The 18,811-nt window shown below is 59.6% G+C and carries 15 protein-coding genes; 14 read left to right on the forward strand and 1 reads right to left on the reverse strand.

Annotated elements, in window-relative coordinates:
• The first annotated feature begins 28 nt into the window (after positions 1-28).
• From LOY55_RS01695 to hutG, 8 genes are all read left to right on the forward strand, one after another.
• On the forward strand, positions 29-997 hold the full coding sequence (locus LOY55_RS01695) for an ABC transporter substrate-binding protein (protein ID WP_046031211.1): 969 nt from the start codon (positions 29-31) through the stop codon (positions 995-997).
• Positions 998-1,067: 70 nt separating this feature from the next.
• Entirely contained in the window at positions 1,068-1,919 is an 852-nt protein-coding gene (locus LOY55_RS01700; protein ID WP_109785355.1) for a proline/glycine betaine ABC transporter permease, read from the forward strand.
• A complete protein-coding gene (locus LOY55_RS01705; RefSeq protein ID WP_052961897.1) occupies positions 1,916-2,746 on the forward strand; it encodes a glycine betaine/L-proline ABC transporter ATP-binding protein in 831 nt (276 codons plus the stop codon). Before LOY55_RS01700 ends, LOY55_RS01705 begins: the two co-directional genes overlap by 4 nt.
• A 168-nt stretch (positions 2,747-2,914) precedes the next feature.
• The gene (gene hutH, locus LOY55_RS01710) at positions 2,915-4,438 is read left to right on the forward strand and encodes a histidine ammonia-lyase (protein ID WP_109785356.1); all 1,524 of its coding nucleotides are present in this window, start codon (positions 2,915-2,917) and stop codon (positions 4,436-4,438) included.
• A gap of 131 nt (positions 4,439-4,569) precedes the next feature.
• On the forward strand, positions 4,570-6,102 hold the full coding sequence (hutH, locus tag LOY55_RS01715; protein ID WP_223525466.1) for a histidine ammonia-lyase: 1,533 nt from the start codon (positions 4,570-4,572) through the stop codon (positions 6,100-6,102).
• A gap of 110 nt (positions 6,103-6,212) precedes the next feature.
• Entirely contained in the window at positions 6,213-7,622 is a 1,410-nt protein-coding gene (locus LOY55_RS01720; RefSeq protein ID WP_077432302.1) for an amino acid permease, read from the forward strand.
• 17 nt (positions 7,623-7,639) lie between these two features.
• Entirely contained in the window at positions 7,640-8,845 is a 1,206-nt protein-coding gene (gene hutI, locus LOY55_RS01725) for an imidazolonepropionase (RefSeq protein ID WP_109785357.1), read from the forward strand.
• A gap of 10 nt (positions 8,846-8,855) precedes the next feature.
• Positions 8,856-9,659 carry an N-formylglutamate deformylase gene (gene hutG / locus LOY55_RS01730; RefSeq protein ID WP_223525465.1) on the forward strand — a complete coding sequence of 268 codons (804 nt, stop codon included), beginning with the start codon at positions 8,856-8,858 and terminating at the stop codon, positions 9,657-9,659.
• A gap of 15 nt (positions 9,660-9,674) precedes the next feature.
• Here hutG and LOY55_RS01735 read toward each other — a convergent pair whose 3' ends face one another.
• On the reverse strand, positions 9,675-10,196 hold the full coding sequence (locus LOY55_RS01735; RefSeq protein WP_223525464.1) for a hypothetical protein: 522 nt from the start codon (positions 10,194-10,196) through the stop codon (positions 9,675-9,677).
• A 356-nt stretch (positions 10,197-10,552) separates the two neighbouring features.
• Here LOY55_RS01735 and LOY55_RS01740 point away from each other — a divergent pair, with 356 nt between their 5' ends.
• From LOY55_RS01740 to mdoH, 6 genes are all read left to right on the forward strand, one after another.
• On the forward strand, positions 10,553-11,509 hold the full coding sequence (locus LOY55_RS01740) for a choline ABC transporter substrate-binding protein (RefSeq protein ID WP_223525463.1): 957 nt from the start codon (positions 10,553-10,555) through the stop codon (positions 11,507-11,509).
• Between the two features lie 49 nt (positions 11,510-11,558).
• Positions 11,559-12,476 carry an alpha/beta hydrolase gene (locus LOY55_RS01745; RefSeq protein ID WP_109785360.1) on the forward strand — a complete coding sequence of 306 codons (918 nt, stop codon included), beginning with the start codon at positions 11,559-11,561 and terminating at the stop codon, positions 12,474-12,476.
• A 105-nt stretch (positions 12,477-12,581) separates the two neighbouring features.
• A complete protein-coding gene (pip, locus tag LOY55_RS01750) occupies positions 12,582-13,553 on the forward strand; it encodes a prolyl aminopeptidase (RefSeq protein ID WP_046031201.1) in 972 nt (323 codons plus the stop codon).
• Positions 13,550-13,987, forward strand: a complete 438-nt coding sequence (gene dtd / locus LOY55_RS01755; RefSeq protein WP_034148582.1) for a D-aminoacyl-tRNA deacylase — start codon at positions 13,550-13,552, stop codon at positions 13,985-13,987. Before pip ends, dtd begins: the two co-directional genes overlap by 4 nt.
• 321 nt (positions 13,988-14,308) lie before the next feature.
• Entirely contained in the window at positions 14,309-16,123 is a 1,815-nt protein-coding gene (locus LOY55_RS01760; RefSeq protein ID WP_077432304.1) for a glucan biosynthesis protein G, read from the forward strand.
• Positions 16,116-18,686 carry a glucans biosynthesis glucosyltransferase MdoH gene (mdoH, locus tag LOY55_RS01765; protein WP_077432305.1) on the forward strand — a complete coding sequence of 857 codons (2,571 nt, stop codon included), beginning with the start codon at positions 16,116-16,118 and terminating at the stop codon, positions 18,684-18,686. Before LOY55_RS01760 ends, mdoH begins: the two co-directional genes overlap by 8 nt.
• The last annotated feature ends 125 nt before the right edge of the window (positions 18,687-18,811 follow it).

Consider the following 18,811-nt stretch of genomic DNA (forward strand, 5'->3'; position numbering starts at 1 on the left):
CCAATTCATGATTAGGAGCGTCACAACAATGAAATCGAACAAGACCCTGCTGACCACATTGCTTTCCATGGGCCTGCTGGCCAGTGCCGGCGCCACTCAGGCAGCCGGTTGGTGCGAGTCGGGCAAACCGGTGAAATTTGCCGGCCTGAACTGGGAAAGCGCCATGCTGCTGACCGACGTGCTGCAAGTCGTGTTGGAGAAAGGCTACGACTGCAAGACCGACAGCCTGCCGGGCAACTCCATCACCATGGAAAACGCCCTGAGCAGCAACGACATTCAAGTGTTTGCCGAAGAGTGGGTCGGCCGCAGCGAAGTCTGGAACAAGGCCGAGAAGGCCGGCAAAGTCGTCGGTGTCGGCGCTCCGGTTGTTGGCGCGGTTGAAGGCTGGTACGTGCCGCGCTACGTGATCGAAGGCGACGCCAAGCGCAAACTGGAACCTAAAGCCCCGGACCTGAAAAACATTGCTGACCTGGGCAAATACTCGGCGATCTTCAAAGACGCTGAAGAGCCGTCCAAAGGCCGTTTCTACAATTGCCCGGCCGGCTGGACCTGTGAGCTGGACAACAGCGAAATGCTGAAAAGCTACGGTCTGGAAAGCACCTACACCAACTTCCGCCCAGGCACCGGCCCGGCGCTGGATGCCGCCGTGCTGTCGAGCTACAAGCGTGGCGAGCCGATCCTGTTCTACTACTGGTCGCCCACCCCGCTGATGGGCCAGGTCGATGTGGTGAAACTCGAAGAGAAGCCAGGCGTGAACAAGACCGTGGATATCAAGGTCGGCCTGTCCAAGACGTTCCACGAACAAGCCCCGGAACTGGTGGCTGTACTGGAAAAAGTCAATGTGCCGATCGACATCCTCAACCAGAACCTGGGGCGCATGACCAAAGAGCGGATCGAGTCGCCAAAACTGGCCAAGATCTTCTTGAAGGAACATCCTGAAGTCTGGCACGCCTGGGTGAGCGAAGACGCAGCCAAGAAAATCGACGCGGCCTTGTAGGTTGGGCCTCTCCGACTGCCGGTAGCGGCAGTCGGACGCTTGATCGCAACCCCTTGATTGAGAGTCTCTTATGTTTCCCGAAAGCTTTACCTTTTCCATCGCCGACTGGGTCAACGGTTGGGTCGACTCGTTGGTCACCAACTACGGCGACGTGTTTCGGCAGATCTCTGACACCCTGCTGTGGGCCATCGTCAATCTTGAAGGGCTGCTGCGCGCGGCGCCCTGGTGGCTGATGTTGGCCATCGTCGCAGGCGTTGCCTGGCACGCGACCCGCAAAGTCGTGACCACGGCCGTGATCGTCGGCTTGTTGTTCCTGGTGGGTGCCGTCGGCCTCTGGGACAAGCTGATGCAAACCCTGGCGTTGATGATGGTGGCGACGATCATTTCGGTGCTGATCGGCATTCCGCTGGGCATTCTCTCGGCGCGCAGCAACCGCCTGCGTTCGATACTGATGCCGCTGCTGGACATCATGCAGACCATGCCGAGTTTCGTGTACCTGATCCCGGTGCTGATGCTGTTCGGCCTGGGCAAGGTCCCGGCGATTTTCGCCACCGTGATTTACGCCGCGCCACCGCTGATCCGCTTGACCGATCTGGGCATTCGCCAGGTCGACGGTGAAGTGATGGAAGCGATCAACGCCTTCGGTGCCAACCGCTGGCAGCAACTGTTTGGCGTGCAACTGCCGCTGGCCCTGCCGAGCATCATGGCCGGGATCAACCAGACCACCATGATGGCGCTGTCGATGGTGGTCATTGCTTCGATGATCGGTGCCCGTGGCTTGGGTGAAGACGTGCTGGTGGGGATTCAGACCCTCAACGTCGGACGTGGCCTGGAAGCCGGTCTGGCGATCGTGATTCTGGCTGTGGTGATCGACCGTATTACTCAGGCGTACGGTCGGGCCCGGCATGAGGTGAGCAAATGAACAACGCGACCGTAAGCAAGATCGAAGTCAAAAACGTCTTCAAGATTTTTGGCAACCGTTCCAAAGATGCACTGGCGATGATTGGCCAGGGCAAAACCAAGGACCAGGTGCTGGCCGAAACCGGCTGCGTGGTCGGCGTGAACGATCTGTCGCTGAGCATCGGCAGCGGCGAGATCTTCGTGATCATGGGCCTGTCGGGCTCCGGCAAGTCGACTTTGGTACGCCACTTCAATCGCCTGATCGACCCGACCAGCGGCGCGATCCTGGTGGATGGCGTGGACATCCTGCAATACGACATGGAAGCCCTGCGCGAATTTCGTCGACGCAAGATCAGCATGGTGTTCCAGAGCTTCGGCCTGTTGCCGCACAAGAGCGTGCTGGACAACGTCGCCTACGGCTTGAAAATTCGTGGCGAGAGCAAAGCCATGTGCGCCGAGCGTGCGCTGCACTGGATCAACACCGTGGGCCTCAAGGGCTACGAAAACAAATACCCGCATCAGCTCTCGGGCGGCATGCGTCAGCGTGTGGGCCTGGCCCGTGCCCTGGCGGCGGACACCGACATCATCCTGATGGACGAAGCGTTCAGCGCCCTCGACCCGCTGATCCGCGCCGAGATGCAGGACCAGTTGCTGGAGCTGCAAAAGACCCTGCACAAGACCATCGTCTTCATCACCCACGACCTCGACGAGGCCGTGCGCATCGGCAACCGCATCGCGATCCTCAAGGACGGCCGCCTGATCCAGGTCGGCACCCCGAGAGAGATCCTGCATTCGCCGGCGGATGAATATGTCGACCGGTTTGTGCAACGGCGGGCGGCGGTGGTTTAAAGGTCGATCGTTCCCACGCTCTGCGTGGGAATGCATCCCGTGACGCTCCGCGTCACACATGCGCAGGGCTTGAGCCTTGCACTGGCAACGGGACGCGGAGCGTCCCAGGCAGCATTCCCACGCAGAGCGTGGGAACGATCAATTCAGGTTGTACGCACGAGGTTGAAGATGTCCCAGGCTGAAAAAATCGTTATCGCCGATGCCCCCGTGCGTTGGCAGGATGTGGTGGCCGTCGCCCGTGATGGCGCGCAGCTTGAGCTGTCGGCGCAGGTCTGGGCACGGATTGAAAACGCGCAAGGCATCGTCCAGCGTATCGTCACCAGCGGTGAGCGCGCTTACGGCATCAACACCGGGCTGGGGGCGTTGTGCAACGTCTCGCTGGCGGATGAACAACTCAGCCAGTTGTCGCGCAATACCTTGCTCAGCCATGCCTGTGGCGTTGGCGCGCCCCTGACCGACGAGCAGACTCGCTCGATCATGTGCGCTGCTGTCGTCAACTACAGCCATGGCAAATCCGGCCTGCACCGCCAGGTGGTCGAAGCCTTGCTGGCGTTGCTCAACCGTGGGATCACCCCGCAAGTGCCTTCCCAGGGTTCCGTGGGTTACCTGACCCACATGGCGCACATCGGCATTGCGCTGCTGGGTGTCGGCAATGTCAGCTATCGCGGGCAGGTCGTTTCCGCTCAGCAAGCCCTGGCCGAAGAAGGCCTGCAACCGGTCAAGCTCGGCGCCAAGGACGGTTTGTGCCTGGTCAACGGCACGCCGTGCATGACCGGCCTGAGCTGCCTGGCCATTGCCGATGCCACGCGCCTGCTGCAATGGGCCGACGTGATCGGTGCCATGAGTTTCGAGGCCCAGCGCGGTCAGATCGATGCGTTCGATGCCGAGATCATTGCACTCAAGCCGCACCCGGGCATGCAGCAAGTGGGGATCAATCTGCGTGCGGTGCTCGACGGTAGCGAAGTGATCGCCAGCAGCAAGGGCATTCGCACCCAGGATGCCTTGAGCATTCGTTCGATCCCGCAGGTTCACGGCGCGGCGCGCGATCAACTGGTTCACGCGACCCGACAGATCGAAACCGAACTCAACAGCGCCACCGACAACCCGCTGGTGCTGGGCACGCCGGACAACTACCGCGTGGTGTCCCAGGCCAACCCGCACGGTCAGTCCGTGGCATTGGCAGCAGACCTGCTGGCCATCGCCATGGCCGAAATCGGCTCCATCGCCGAGCGTCGCCTGGACCGCTTGATCAACCCTCACGTCAGTGGTCTGCCGGCATTTCTGGTGGCCAACCCGGGGGTGAACTCCGGGATGATGATCGTCCAGTACGTCGCCGCGTCCCTGTGCGCGGAAAACCGCCAATTGGCGCAACCGGCGGTGCTCGACAACTACGTCACGTCGGGCCTTCAGGAAGACCACCTGAGCCTGGGCACCAACGCCGCGCTGAAGCTGCACCGCGCACTGGAAAACTGCACGCAGATCCTCGCCATCGAGTACCTGCTGGCGTCTCAGGCGTTTGAATTCTTGAAAGAGCAACGCTTCGGCGCCGGTACCGATGCTGCCTGGCGTCTGCTGCGTGAGCGCGTTCCTGCCTACGATCAGGACCGCTGGCTGGCACCGGACATTGCCGCCGCTGCCGGTGTATTGAAAGACCCGAACTTGCTGCAAAAGGCTTTACCGAATCTGAACTGATTTCCCAATAAAACCAGCGTGCCAAGGCGCGTCTCCCCAAGAGGCAGGCGCGACGGACAACGGACATTTCCGGAGCGTCTGGTCTGCCTCTCTAAATAGAGAGCATTTACAACTCTCAAAAGGAGCACAAAATGACTGCGCTAAACCTGATTCCCGGCCAACTGAGCCTCGCCCAACTGCGTGATGTCTATCAGCAGCCGGTGAAATTGACCCTCGACAACAGCGCCTCGGCACAAATTGAAGCCAGCGTTGCCTGCGTGGAACAGATCCTCGCCGAGAACCGCACCGCCTATGGCATCAACACCGGTTTCGGCCTGCTGGCCTCGACCCGCATCGCCAGCGAAGACCTGGAAAACCTTCAGCGCTCGCTGGTGCTGTCTCACGCCGCCGGTGTCGGCGAGCCGATCAGCGACGCCTTGGTGCGCCTGGTCATGGTGCTCAAGGTCAACAGCCTGAGCCGTGGTTTCTCCGGTATCCGTCGCGTGGTCATCGACGCGCTGATCGCCCTGATCAACGCTGAGGTTTACCCGCACATTCCATTGAAAGGCTCGGTCGGTGCTTCCGGCGATTTGGCGCCGTTGGCCCATATGTCGCTGGTGCTGCTGGGTGAAGGCAAGGCGCGCTACAAGGGCGAGTGGATGGAGGCGACCGAAGCGCTGAAAGTCGCCGGCCTGACGCCGCTGACCCTGGCCGCGAAAGAAGGCCTGGCGCTGCTCAACGGCACTCAAGTGTCGACCGCTTACGCACTGCGCGGTTTGTTCGAAGGCGAAGACCTGTTCGCTGGCGCTGTCGCGCTGGGCGCGCTGACCGTTGAAGCGGTATTGGGCTCGCGCTCGCCGTTCGATGCTCGCATCCATGCCGCCCGTGGCCAGAAAGGCCAGATCGACGCCGCTGCCGCTTACCGCGACCTGCTGGGCGAGCGCAGTGAAGTGTCCGACTCGCACGAAAACTGCGAAAAGGTCCAGGACCCGTACTCCCTGCGCTGCCAGCCACAAGTCATGGGCGCCTGCCTGACTCAGTTCCGTCAGGCCGCTGAAGTGCTCGCTATCGAGGCCAACGCCGTCTCCGATAACCCGCTGGTATTCGCCGCTGAAGGCGATGTGATTTCCGGCGGTAACTTCCACGCCGAACCCGTGGCCATGGCCGCTGACAACATGGCGCTGGCCATCGCTGAAATCGGTTCTCTGAGCGAACGCCGCATCTCGCTGATGATGGACAAGCACATGTCGCAACTGCCGCCATTCCTGGTGGCAAACGGCGGCGTGAACTCTGGCTTCATGATCGCCCAAGTGACCGCTGCCGCATTGGCCAGCGAGAACAAGGCCCTGTCACATCCGCATTCGGTAGACAGCCTGCCGACGTCGGCGAACCAGGAAGACCACGTGTCCATGGCCCCGGCTGCAGGCAAGCGCCTGTGGGAAATGGCGGAAAACACCCGCGGTGTTCTGGCCGTGGAATGGTTGGCGGCGGCTCAAGGCCTGGACTTGCGCGAAGGCCTGAAGAGCTCGGCAAAACTGGAAAAGGCCCGTGCCATCCTGCGTAACGAAGTGCCGTTTTATGAGAAGGACCGTTTCTTTGCGCCGGACATCAATGCTGCGACTGAATTGTTGGCCTCGCGTTGCCTGAACGAGCTGGTAATGGCGAAGTTGCTGCCGAGCCTGTAATGGCCTATTCGCGAGCAGGCTCGCTCCCACAGTGGATTGTGTAAACCCTGTGGGAGCGAGCCTGCTCGCGATTCGATTTTGCGTCGAATAAGAATAATTAAGGACGAGAAATGCAACAGCCAGCAAAAGGTTTGAAACGCGGGCTTTCTGCCCGACATATTCGCTTCATGGCGCTGGGGTCGGCGATCGGCACCGGGCTGTTTTACGGTTCTGCCTCGGCCATTCAAATGGCCGGCCCCGCGGTATTGCTCGCCTACCTGATCGGTGGCGCAGCGGTGTTCATGGTCATGCGCGCCCTCGGTGAGATGGCAGTGCACAACCCGGTGGCCGGCTCTTTCGGTCAGTACGCCAGCACCTATCTGGGGCCGATGGCGGGCTTCATCCTCGGTTGGACCTACGCGTTCGAAATGGTCATCGTCGGCATGGCCGACGTCACCGCGTTCGGTATTTACATGGGCTTCTGGTTCCCGGAAGTCTCCCGCTGGATCTGGGTGCTGGGCATCGTTTCGGTGGTCGGCGGCTTGAACCTGTGTAACGTCAAGGTCTTCGGTGAAATGGAGTTCTGGCTGTCACTGCTCAAGGTCGCAGCCATCGTCGCGATGATTCTGGGTGGCTTCGGCATCATGCTGTTCGGCATCAGCACGGCGCCCGGCGCCCAAGCGACCGATATCAGCAACCTCTGGAGCCATGGCGGTTTCATGCCCAATGGCGTGGGTGGCCTGATCGCTTCGTTCGCGGTGGTGATGTTCGCATTCGGCGGGATTGAAATCATCGGCGTGACCGCCGGTGAGGCCAAAGATCCGCAGCATGTGCTGCCTAGAGCGATCAATGCCGTACCGTTGCGTATTTTGCTGTTCTATGTGCTGACCATGTTCGTACTGATGTCGATCTTTCCATGGCAGCAGATCGGCAGCCAAGGCAGTCCGTTCGTGCAGATTTTCGACAATCTGGGCATCAGCTCGGCGGCGACCATCCTCAATATTGTGGTGATCTCGGCGGCGATCTCGGCCATCAACAGCGACATCTTCGGCGCTGGCCGCATGATGTACGGTCTGGCCCAGCAAGGGCACGCACCTAAGGGCTTCGCCCGTTTGTCGCGTAATGGCGTGCCATGGATGACCGTGGTGGTGATGAGTGCCGCGCTGCTGCTGGGTGTGCTGTTGAACTACCTGATTCCGGAAAACGTGTTTCTGTTGATCGCCTCCATCGCGACCTTTGCCACGGTATGGGTCTGGCTGATGATTCTGTGTACCCAGGTGGCCATGCGTCGCTCCATGAGTGCCGAGCAGGTCGCACAACTGAAGTTCCCTGTACCGTTCTGGCCCTATGCGCCGATGGCGGCGATTGCCTTCATGCTGTTCATTTTCGGCGTGCTGGGTTATTTCCCGGACACCCAGGCGGCGCTGATCGTCGGTGTGGTCTGGATCGTGCTGCTGGTGCTGGCCTACCTGACGTGGGTGAAACCGGCGGCGGGCCAGGCGGCACTGGTAGAGCAGGAACCTTCTTTTTCACATCAATAACCTAACGGAGGCCACGGATGAAAACTCTCTGGCAACACTGCCACGTCGCAACCATGGCACAAGGCGTCTACTCGATCATCGAGGACGCGGCCATCGTGACGTCAGGTGCGCTCATTGAGTGGATCGGCCCGCGCGCTGACCTGCCCGCGGGCGAGTACCCGGCCGTCAACGATTTGCAAGGGGCCTGGGTAACGCCGGGTCTGATCGACTGCCACACCCACACGGTGTTTGGCGGTAATCGTAGCGGCGAATTCGAACAGCGCCTGCAAGGCGTCAGCTACGCAGAAATCGCAGCGGCCGGTGGTGGCATCGCCAGCACCGTACGCGCGACCCGCGCAGCCTCTGAAGACGAGCTGTTCGCCAGCGCCGCCAAGCGTCTTAAAAGCCTGATGCGTGATGGCGTGACCACGGTCGAAATGAAATCCGGCTACGGCCTCGACCTGGCCAGCGAGCGCAAGATCCTTCGAGTCATTCGCCGCCTCGGCGCCGAATTGCCGATCAGCGTGCGCAGCACGTGCCTGGCCGCTCACGCGTTGCCGCCGGAATACGCCGACCGCGCCGACGACTACATCGATCACATCTGCGCCGAAATGCTCCCGGCCCTGGCCGCCGAAGGGTTGGTGGATGCGGTGGATGCATTCTGCGAATACCTGGCGTTCTCGCCGGCGCAGGTTGAACGGGTGTTCATCACCGCACAGGAACTCGGTTTGCCGGTGAAGCTGCACGCAGAACAACTGTCGTCGCTGCACGGTTCGAGCCTGGCGGCGCGTTATCACGCACTGTCGGCCGATCATCTGGAATTCATGACCGAGGACGATGCCATCGCCATGGCCAAGTCCGGAACCGTCGCGGTGCTGCTGCCGGGCGCGTTCTACTTCCTGCGGGAAACTCAGTTGCCGCCGATGGACGCGCTGCGCAAGCACGGTGTGAAAATAGCCATCGCCAGCGACCTCAACCCGGGCACCTCGCCTGCGCTGTCGTTGCGCTTGATGCTGAACATGGCCTGCACCTGTTTCCGCATGACCCCGGAAGAGGCGCTGGCGGGCGCGACGATTCATGCCGCCACCGCGCTGGGCATGGCCGATACCCACGGCTCGCTGGAAGCCGGAAAAGTCGCGGATTTTGTCGCCTGGCAAATCGATCGTCCGGCCGATCTGTCGTACTGGCTCGGCGGTGACCTGGAAAAACGCGTCGTGCGTCACGGCGTCGAGACAAGTGTTTAGGAGAACAGCTGTGGATAAAGTTCTGAACTTCAAACAAGGCCGTGTGCCGCTGCTGATCAGCATGCCTCACGCGGGCGTGCGCCTGACCCCGGCGGTCGAAGCCGGGTTGATTCCCGACGCCCGCAGTCTGCCGGATACCGACTGGCACATTCCGAAGCTTTATGAATTTGCCACGGAACTGGGCGCCAGCACCCTGGCCGCCGAGTACTCGCGGTTTGTCATCGACCTGAACCGTCCCTCCGACGACAAGCCTTTGTATGTCGGCGCGACCACGGGCCTGTACCCGGCGACGCTGTTCGATGGCATTCCCTTGTTCCGCGAAGGCCTGGAACCGTCGAAAGAAGAGCGCACGACCTGGCTGGAACAGATCTGGACGCCGTATCACACGACATTGCAAAACGAGCTGGCACGGCTGAAAGCCGAGTTCGGTTTTGCGTTGCTGTTCGACGCGCACTCGATCCGCTCGATCATCCCGCACTTGTTCGACGGCAAGCTGCCGGACTTCAACCTCGGCACCTTCAATGGCGCCAGTTGCGATCCTGAGTTGGCCACTCAACTGGAAGCCATTTGCGCGCGCCACGGCGATTACAGCCATGTGCTGAACGGCCGCTTCAAGGGCGGCCACATCACCCGGCATTACGGCAATCCGGCCGAGAATATCCATGCGGTGCAACTGGAGTTGGGTCAGTGCACATATATGGAAGAGTTCGAACCGTTCCGCTATCGCCCGGATCTGGCTGCGCCGACGCAAGTGGTGCTCAAGGAGTTGCTGAAAGGTCTGCTGGATTGGGGATCTAAAAAATTCTTGAGGTGAGGTTGGGGGCTGGCATTAAATAATATGTTGGCCCCTGTTTAATAGATTGAAACTTCCAAATACTAGGAAGTAGTCGTCGGCATATTTACCCCGGAGGCTGAAAGTGCCTGTGATGTTTGTTCTAAGTTCGTCCCATAAATAGGTTATTTCGCCAGCGTCGCCCGGGTAGTTTTCGGTCGTATCTATCTGATTGTTTTCGTCAGGTATGTTGTCGACGATCTTGAATACGCTACCACTGTTTTTGTTCAGAGCCGGCGGGAGGGCTGCGGGAAGTAGCTGTTGGTTATCAGCGATTGGCTCTCTTGCGATATTTAGGTGAATTGCAATAACCTCTTTGATGCCCGTCAAGTCACTTGTGGGGCCTTTGTCATTAAAAATTTCTTGGAAGGCTTTTATCGTCCAGCATTTGTTCCCTGATAAATCGACGCTTTTTACTATATTTATTTTGTTTGCCTTGAATTCGAAGTCTCCAGATTGAAGTTTTAAGGTCGCCTTGAACTCTTCAATAGGGATTTGTGATGCAGAAGGTGTGCTCATAATTAATTCTCCAGTTTGAAATATTATCGTTGCGGGTGGCGGCTCCTGTTTGCTTGTTGATTTAATATTTTTCTGGGTTTTTTGTCTGCTGGTACTTTTGACAGTTTTTTATATTGATTGATTATATTGAACTGTCTATATGCGCCTTAGGGTGCGTTATCTGAATGTCACCGCCTTGGCTACGGCCATCCGATAAGCCTTGCTGCATTCCCACGCAGAGCGTGGGAAGTCGCCACCGTGCAAAACACAGTCGCCACAGTTCACTTTTACCTTCTCGACGCTGCGTAATGTTTCGGGCACGGTGCATAAAGACACCGGCCTTCACAATAATCCGCTGCCGCACGAGAATGCTCTCTATGACAAGCCCCAAAGGTCTGTTCACCCGCTGTCTCTCAATCCTCTGCGGCACGGCTCTTCTGAGCACCAGCGTCCTGGCCAGCGACGATGCTTCCTGCAAAGCCGTGCGCATGGGCGTGGTCAACTGGACCGATGTGATCGCCACCAGTGGCATGGCCGATGTGTTACTCAATGGCCTGGGCTACGAAAGCAAGCAAACCAGCGCTGTGCAGCAAATCATCTTCGCCGGCATCCGCGACAAGCGCCTGGACATTTTCCTGGGTTACTGGAAACCGGCGATGGACAAAAACATCGCGCCGTTCGTGGCGGCCAACCAAGTGAAAGTCATGGAGAAACCGAGCCTGGCCGATGCTCAGGCCACCCTCGCGGTTCCGGACTACGTGGCCGCCGCCGGTTTGAAAACCTTTGCCGACATCGCCCGATTCAAAGACCAGCTCGGCGGCAAGATCTACGGCATCGAGCCCGGCAGCGGCGCCAACACCACGATCAAAACCATGATCGAGACCAATCACTTTGGCTTGAAGGATTTCAAACTGATTGAATCCGGCGAGGCCGGCATGCTCGCCGCCGTACAGCGTGCAGTGAATCGCAAGGAGTTCGTGGTGTTCGTCGGCTGGACCCCGCACCCGATGAACATCAACATGAAGATCGACTACCTGACCGGCAGTGAAGACGTCTACGGACCGAACGAAGGTTCGGCGACGGTCTCTACGGTCACTTCGCCGGATTACGCTGAACGTTGCCCGAATGTAAATCGCCTGCTGGAGAACCTGACTTTCAGCGCCTCGCAGGAAAGTCAGTTGATGGTGCCGATCATGGAGCGCAAGACGCCGCAGGATGTCGCCAGGCAGTGGTTGCGCGATCACCCGGAAGATATGCAGCGTTGGTTGGCGGGTGTCAGCAGTTTTGATGGTAAGGATGGCGTTGCCACCGTTCAGGCCAGTTTGAAAAACTGAATTCAAATGTTGCTCTCCTTAAACCGCTGAACGGACTGGCACCAGGCTCATGGCTCCTTACCCGCTTTCCGAACAGATGACGGCATTCGTCGAGACAACCGTCAGCTTCAACAGCACCGACAGCAGCCTCGAGGGTTTGCGTCGGGCCTACAGCGAGATGTGCCGGGCGTTTACTCCGCCACGTCCTGAAGGGCTTTATGTGCTTGATGTCGAGCTGGCGGGCGTGGCGATCAGGTCCTACCAGCCGCACGCCTCATCGTCGTCCGAGGCTTGCCCGTGCATTGTGTATCTGCACGGTGGTGGGTGGGTGGTGGGGGATCTGGATTCCCACGACTTCATCTGCGCCGAGCTCGCATCAACCCTCGGTGTATTGGTCATCGCGGTTGATTACCGCCTGGCGCCGGAGCATCCGTTTCCGGCGGCGTTCGATGATTGCATCAAGGTCTGGCGGGCGTTGCGTACGGGGCCATTCCGGCTTGATCCTGCGCGGACGCTGGTGATGGGGGACAGCGCGGGCGGCAACCTGGCCGCTGCATTATGTCTGGCGCTGCGGGATGCTCGCGAGCCATTGCCTGCTGCGCAGATTCTGGTCTATCCGGGACTGGGTGGCGGTGATCAGTTGCCATCGCGCGGCGAATGCATCGACGCGCCGTTGCTCAGCAGCAGCGATGTGGATTGTTATCACGCGCTGTACCTGCATGGCACCCGACATCCGGGGGCCTATGCCATGCCACTGCTCGCCGGACACTTCAGTGGTCTACCACCGGCATTGATCGCCGTTGCGCAGTTCGATCCGCTGCGCGATGACGGCGTGCTCTACGCCGAGCAACTGGAAGCCGCCGGTGTGGACACCACGCTGTACTACGGCGAGGGGCTGGTTCATGGTTGTTTGCGCGCGCGCGCTCAAGTCGCCGAGGTCGATGCGCTCTATGAAACACTGCTCGGGTTTTTGGCTGACAAGTTGTGACGCTGCACGGGGCATGCTCATTGACGTAATTCGGGTTTATGATGCCGGACGGCAGAATAATAGAAGTCCCCCCAGGGATGACCTCGACCCCTTACGGAGCGCGCAATGCAGACTTTGTACCCGCAGATCAAACCCCACGCCCGGCACGATCTGGCCGTCGATGACACCCACACCCTCTACGTCGACGAAAGCGGTTCACCGGAAGGTTTGCCGGTGGTGTTTATCCACGGCGGCCCCGGTGCCGGGTGTGATGCCCAAAGCCGTCGGTATTTCGATCCAAACCTGTATCGCATCGTTACCTTTGACCAGCGCGGCTGCGGTCGCTCCACCCCCCACGCCAGCCTCGAAAACAACACCACCTGGGATCTGGTCGCCGACCTTGAGCGAATTCGCCAGCATCTGGGCATCGACAAGTGGGTGCTGTTTGGCGGCTCCTGGGGGTCGACCCTGGCGTTGGCCTACGCGCAAACCCACCCAGAGCGTGTACACGGTCTGATCCTGCGCGGGATTTTTCTCTGCCGCCCACAGGAAATCGAGTGGTTCTACCAGGCGGGCGCCAGCCGTCTGTTCCCGGACTACTGGCAGGACTACGTTGCGCCGATCCCGATGGACGAGCGCGATGATTTGCTCAGCGCTTTCCACAAGCGCCTGACTGGCAATGACCAGATTGCCCAGATGCACGCGGCCAAGGCCTGGTCCCTCTGGGAAGGCCGGACCGCCACCCTGCGTCCGAACCCGCTGGTGGTCGATCGCTTCTCGGAGCCGCAGCGTGCATTGTCGATTGCTCGCATCGAATGTCATTACTTCACCAACAATGCGTTCCTTGAGCCTAACCAGTTGATTCGTGACATGGGCAAGATTGCCCATTTGCCCGGTGTGATCGTTCACGGTCGCTACGATGTGATCTGTCCGTTGGATAACGCTTGGGAATTGCACCAGAATTGGCCGAACAGTGAATTGCAGGTCATCCGGGACGCCGGCCATGCTGCCTCCGAACCGGGTATCACTGATGCGCTGGTGCGAGCCGCCAACCAGATGGCGCGCCGCTTGCTCGACCTGCCGCCTGAAGAAGCATGAAGGGTTTGCTCCAGCGCGTACGGGGTGCGCGAGTCGAGGTCGCGGGCGAGGTGGTGGGAGCGGTCGACCAGGGGTTGCTGGTGCTGGTCGCGGTTGAGCCCGAGGACACTCGGGCCAGCGCCGACAAACTTCTTAATAAGCTGCTTAACTATCGGGTGTTCAGCGACGCCGAGGGCAAGATGAATCTCTCCCTGGCGGATGTCGGCGGCGGGTTGCTGCTGGTCTCACAGTTCACCTTGGCTGCCGACACCAAAAGCGGGTTGCGCCCGAGTTTTTCGACCGCGGCGCCTCCGGCCTTGGGCGAGGAGCTTTTCGACTATCTATTAGGCAAAGCGAAACAGGTGCATGGCACAGTGGCATCAGGTAGATTCGGCGCGGATATGCAGGTGCACCTGGTCAACGATGGCCCGGTCACCTTCCTGTTACAGACCTGAAAGCGCTTGAAACAACTTTTTAAGGGCTTTTCGACTGAAAACAGGCGTTTTACGCGAGAAATACTTTGTTGCGCCTGATGCGTTGTAACGCGGCCTACTAGATAATCGCGCGCTACGGGGATCGGCGTTCGTTGGTCCATTTTGACTTAGGTAGAGACTTGTCCTGGACCGTTTGGGGAATCATTTAGCCCCATCGGAGTCGGAACAATGCTCGCCAACTTGGCAAGAGTGGTTTGCAAGATCGGTTTTTTCAGGCCGTTGATCGTGCAAATCCTTTAACTGGCCGTTGGTTTTTTGATCTGTTTTCGGCGAGGGTTGCTCGTGATTGTTAGTCCCTGTAATGCACCAAAATTGACTGCCAAACGGTTCCGAAGCGCTCTGGTAGCGGGCTCTGCACTGCTCTGCCTGTTCAGCGCCGGCCAGCTTTGGGCATTCAATCTGGATGACGTGTCGGTCAAGGCAAAAGAGTTGGCCGCGCAAAAATACGAAGCTCCGCGCAGTAACCTGCCGAACGAGTTCCGCGATATGAAATTCGCGGACTATCAGAAAATTCGTTTCCTGACCGAAAAAGCCGAATGGGCGGATCAGAAAACCCCGTTCAAGCTGTCGTTCTATCACCAGGGTATGCATTTCGATACGCCGGTGAAAATCAACGAAATCACAGCTAACTCCGTCGAAGAGATCAAGTACGACCCGACTCGTTTCGATTTTGGCGATGTGAAATTCGATCCTAAAGCCACCGAACAACTGGGTTATGCCGGTTTCCGGGTGCTGTACCCGATCAACAAGGCTGACAAGCAAGACGAAATCATGACCATGCTCGGCGCGAGCTACTTCCGCGTCGTCGGCAAGGGTCACGTCTATGGCTTGTCCGCGCGCGGCATGGCGATTGATACCGCATTGCCATCGGGCGAAGAGTTCCCGCGTTTCACCGAATTCTGGATTCAACAGCCGAAGCCGGGCGACAAGCACCTGGTGATTTTCGCCCTGCTGGATTCGCCGCGTGCCACCGGCGCCTATCGCCTGACCCTGCGTCCGGGCAGCGACACCATTGTCGACGTCAAGGCGCAGATGTTCCTGCGTGACAAGGTCGGCAAGCTGGGTATCGCTCCATTGACCAGCATGTATCTGTTCGGCGCCAACCAGCCATCGAAAGTGCTGAACTATCGTCGCGAATTGCACGATTCCAGCGGCCTGGCGATTCATGCCGGCAACGGCGAATGGATCTGGCGTCCATTGAACAACCCCAAGCACCTGTCGGTGAGCAACTTCTCGGTCGAGAACCCGCGTGGCTTCGGTCTGCTGCAGCGTGGCCGCGACTTCAGTCACTACGAAGACCTCGACGACCGCTACGACAAGCGCCCAAGCGCCTGGATCGAGCCGAAGGGTGACTGGGGCAAAGGTACCGTGGATCTGGTTGAGATTCCGACCGCCGACGAAACCAACGACAATATCGTTGCTTTCTGGAACCCGGAAAAACTGCCAGAACCTGGCCAGCCGCTCGATGTTGCCTATCGCCTGCACTGGACCATGGATGAATCCGCAATCCACGCCCCCGACAGCGCCTGGGTCAGCCAGACCCTGCGCTCCACCGGTGACGTTAAACAGTCCAACCTGATTCGTCAGCCGGACGGTAGCGTGGCTTATCTGGTGGACTTCGAAGGCCCGTCCCTGGCGGCATTGCCTCCGGAAGCGGACGTTCGCAGCCAGGTCAGCGTTGGCGACAATGCCGAACTGGTCGAAAACAGCGTGCGTTACAACCCTGAAACCAAGGGCTGGCGCCTGACGCTGCGCATGAAGATCAAGGACCCGGGCAAGGCCACCGAAATGCGTGCGGCCCTGGTCCAGAACATCGTGCCGGCTGACCTGGCCAAAACGTCGCTTCCAGCGTCGAATTCGTCTGTCGCCAAGGCCGACAAGGTTGCCGCCAAGCAACAAGAGAAAGCGGACAAGGAAGCCAAGCAAGCAGAAGCCAAGCAGGCTGATGCCAAGCCAGTTGCAGATGCCAAGGACAAGGCCAACAAAGACGCCAAGCAGCCTGTTGCTGCCGACGCGGCCCCAGCCACACCGGAATCGGCGCCGACTGAAGAAGTCCTGACCGAGACCTGGAGCTACCAGTTGCCTGCCGATGAGTAATTCTCAAGTACAGCCAGAGTCGCTTTCCGAGTATCTGGCGCATTTACCGATGACCGACGAGCAGCGCGCGGAACTTGCGGGCTGCCAGTCCTTCAGCGAGTTGCACCAGCGTCTGTCGTCCTCCACGTTCGACGCACCGACCGAAGCAGCTCAAGCTTCGGTAGGCCGCCGCTTGACTCTGAACACCGCTGAAGAGCTGGAAGAAGCGGAAATGCTGGCGGTCGACGCCAGTGGCCGGGTATGCCTCAAGGCCACCCCGCCGATCCGTAGGACCAAAGTTGTGCCGGAGCCTTGGCGCACCAACATTCTGGTGCGTGGCTGGCGGCGTCTGACCGGTCGTACCAATCCGCCGGCTCCGCCGAAAGATGAACGCGTGTTGCCGGCTGCCCGCTGGCGGACCGTTGGTTCGATCCGTCGCTACATTCTGCTGGTGCTGATGCTCGGCCAGACCATCGTTGCCGGCTGGTACATGAAAGGCATCATGCCGTACCAGGGCTGGTCGTTCGTCGACCTCAACGAAGTGTTGCATCAACCGCTGCTGCAAACGGCCACGCAAGTGCTGCCGTATGCATTGCAAACCAGCATCCTGATTCTGTTCGGGATTCTGTTCTGCTGGGTATCGGCCGGTTTCTGGACCGCGCTGATGGGTTTCCTCGAGCTGCTCACCGGTCACGACAAATACCGCATTTCCGGCGCCAGCGCCGGCAATGAACCGATTCCGAAGGATGCGCGCACCGCACTGGTGATGCCGATCTGCAACGAAGACGTGCCACGGGTGTTTGCCGGTTTGCGCGCGACGTTCGAGTCGGTTGCGGCCACGGGTGACCTGGATCGCTTCGACTTCTTCGTCCTCAGCGACAGTAACGACGCCGACATTTGCGTCGCCGAGCAGCAAGCCTGGCTGGACGTTTGTCGCGAAGCCAAAGGCTTCGGCAAGATCTTCTATCGTCGCCGTCGCCGTCGCGTCAAACGCAAGAGCGGCAACCTTGACGACTTCTGCCGTCGCTGGGGCGGTGACTACAAGTACATGGTCGTGCTCGACGCTGACTCCGTCATGAGCGGCGAGTGCCTGACCAGTCTGGTGCGCTTGATGGAAGCCACGCCGGATGCCGGGATCATCCAGACCGCGCCGCGTGCGTCGGGCATGGACACCCTGTATGCGCGCATGCAGCAGTTTGCGACTCGCGTGTATGGCCCGTTGTTCACGGCTGGCCTGCACTTCTGGCAGTTGGGCGAATCCCACTACTGGGGTCACAACGCGATCATCCGCATGAAGCCGTTCATCGAGCACTGCGCCTTGGCGCCGTTGCCTGGTAAAGGGGCTTTCGCCGGTGCAATTCTGTCCCACGACTTCGTTGAAGCCGCGCTGATGCGCCGTGCCGGCTGGGGCGTGTGGATTGCCTACGATTTGCCGGGCAGCTACGAAGAGTTGCCGCCGAACCTGCTGGACGAACTCAAGCGTGACCGTCGCTGGTGCCACGGTAACCTGATGAACTTCCGTCTGTTCCTGGTCAAAGGCATGCACCCGGTTCACCGGGCGGTATTCCTGACCGGTGTGATGTCTTATCTGTCGGCGCCGTTGTGGTTCTTCTTCCTCGTGCTGTCGACAGCATTGCTGGCGGTCAACACGCTGATGGAACCGCAGTACTTCATGGAGCCGCGACAGCTGTATCCGCTGTGGCCGCAATGGCATCCGGACAAGGCCGTGGCGCTGTTCTCCACGACCGTCGTGCTGCTGTTCCTGCCGAAGCTGCTGAGCATCATCCTGATCTGGGCCAAAGGCGCGAAAGAGTTCGGCGGCAAGTTCAAGGTGACCCTGTCGATGTTGCTGGAGATGTTGTTCTCCATGTTGCTGGCGCCGGTGCGGATGATTTTCCACACCCGTTTCGTCCTCGCCGCGTTCCTCGGCTGGGCGGCGACCTGGAACTCGCCACAACGTGACGACGACTCCACGCCGTGGAGCGAAGCGGTCAAGCGCCATGGTCCGCAAACCTTGCTGGGCTTCTTCTGGGCCTTGCTGGTGATCTGGCTGAACCCGAGCTTCCTGTGGTGGCTGGTGCCAATCGTGGGTTCGTTGATGCTGTCGATCCCGGTGTCCGTGATCTCCAGCCGTGTTGGCCTGGGCCTGAAGTCCCGTGACGAGAGCCTGTTCCTGATCCCTGAGGAATACAATCCGCCACAGGCGCTGCTGGCCACAGACCAGTACACCCACGAAAACCGTTATCACGCACTCAAAGACGGCTTCATCCGGTCAGTGGTCGACCCGCAGCAGAACGCCCTGGCGTGCTCGCTGGCGACGTCGCGTCACGGCCAGGCCGAGCCGATCGAGTGGCTGCGGATCGAGCGGGTGCGTCATGCATTGAAAGTCGGGCCTGACGGCCTGAACAACAATGAGCGCGTGCAACTGCTGAGCGACCCGGTGGCATTGGCTCGTCTGCATGAGCAGATCTGGAGTGAAGGTCACGCAGAGTGGTTGCAAGCCTGGCGTACATCGGTGAAATCCGATCCCCATGCGCCGCTGCTGCCGCTCAAGCCGCTGAGCGCACAGCCTCAGTTGGCATAACAAAAAACCCCGCTCATCAAGCGGGGTTTTTTTTGCCTGATCGTTTGCAAGCCCTTGTGCAAACGGACGAGTACGTTAGGATCCGTCCCCGAATTGGTGCGCCCGGATAATTTTTGTCCACATGG

Origin of the sequence: Pseudomonas sp. B21-040 (assembly GCF_024748695.1) — a bacterium.
In the GTDB taxonomy this organism is placed as follows: domain Bacteria; phylum Pseudomonadota; class Gammaproteobacteria; order Pseudomonadales; family Pseudomonadaceae; genus Aquipseudomonas.

Bases quoted from the DNA above. Each gene is read 5' to 3' on its own strand.
- LOY55_RS01695 (WP_046031211.1), top strand. From the start codon at position 29: ATGAAATCGAACAAGACCCTGCTGACCACATTGCTTTCCATGGGCCTG.
- LOY55_RS01700 (WP_109785355.1), top strand. From the start codon at position 1,068: ATGTTTCCCGAAAGCTTTACCTTTTCCATCGCCGACTGGGTCAACGGT.
- LOY55_RS01705 (WP_052961897.1), top strand. From the start codon at position 1,916: ATGAACAACGCGACCGTAAGCAAGATCGAAGTCAAAAACGTCTTCAAG.
- hutH (WP_109785356.1), top strand. From the start codon at position 2,915: ATGTCCCAGGCTGAAAAAATCGTTATCGCCGATGCCCCCGTGCGTTGG.
- hutH (WP_223525466.1), top strand. From the start codon at position 4,570: ATGACTGCGCTAAACCTGATTCCCGGCCAACTGAGCCTCGCCCAACTG.
- LOY55_RS01720 (WP_077432302.1), top strand. From the start codon at position 6,213: ATGCAACAGCCAGCAAAAGGTTTGAAACGCGGGCTTTCTGCCCGACAT.
- hutI (WP_109785357.1), top strand. From the start codon at position 7,640: ATGAAAACTCTCTGGCAACACTGCCACGTCGCAACCATGGCACAAGGC.
- LOY55_RS01735 (WP_223525464.1), bottom strand. From the start codon at position 10,196: ATGAGCACACCTTCTGCATCACAAATCCCTATTGAAGAGTTCAAGGCG.
- LOY55_RS01740 (WP_223525463.1), top strand. From the start codon at position 10,553: ATGACAAGCCCCAAAGGTCTGTTCACCCGCTGTCTCTCAATCCTCTGC.
- LOY55_RS01745 (WP_109785360.1), top strand. From the start codon at position 11,559: ATGGCTCCTTACCCGCTTTCCGAACAGATGACGGCATTCGTCGAGACA.
- pip (WP_046031201.1), top strand. From the start codon at position 12,582: ATGCAGACTTTGTACCCGCAGATCAAACCCCACGCCCGGCACGATCTG.
- dtd (WP_034148582.1), top strand. From the start codon at position 13,550: ATGAAGGGTTTGCTCCAGCGCGTACGGGGTGCGCGAGTCGAGGTCGCG.
- mdoH (WP_077432305.1), top strand. From the start codon at position 16,116: ATGAGTAATTCTCAAGTACAGCCAGAGTCGCTTTCCGAGTATCTGGCG.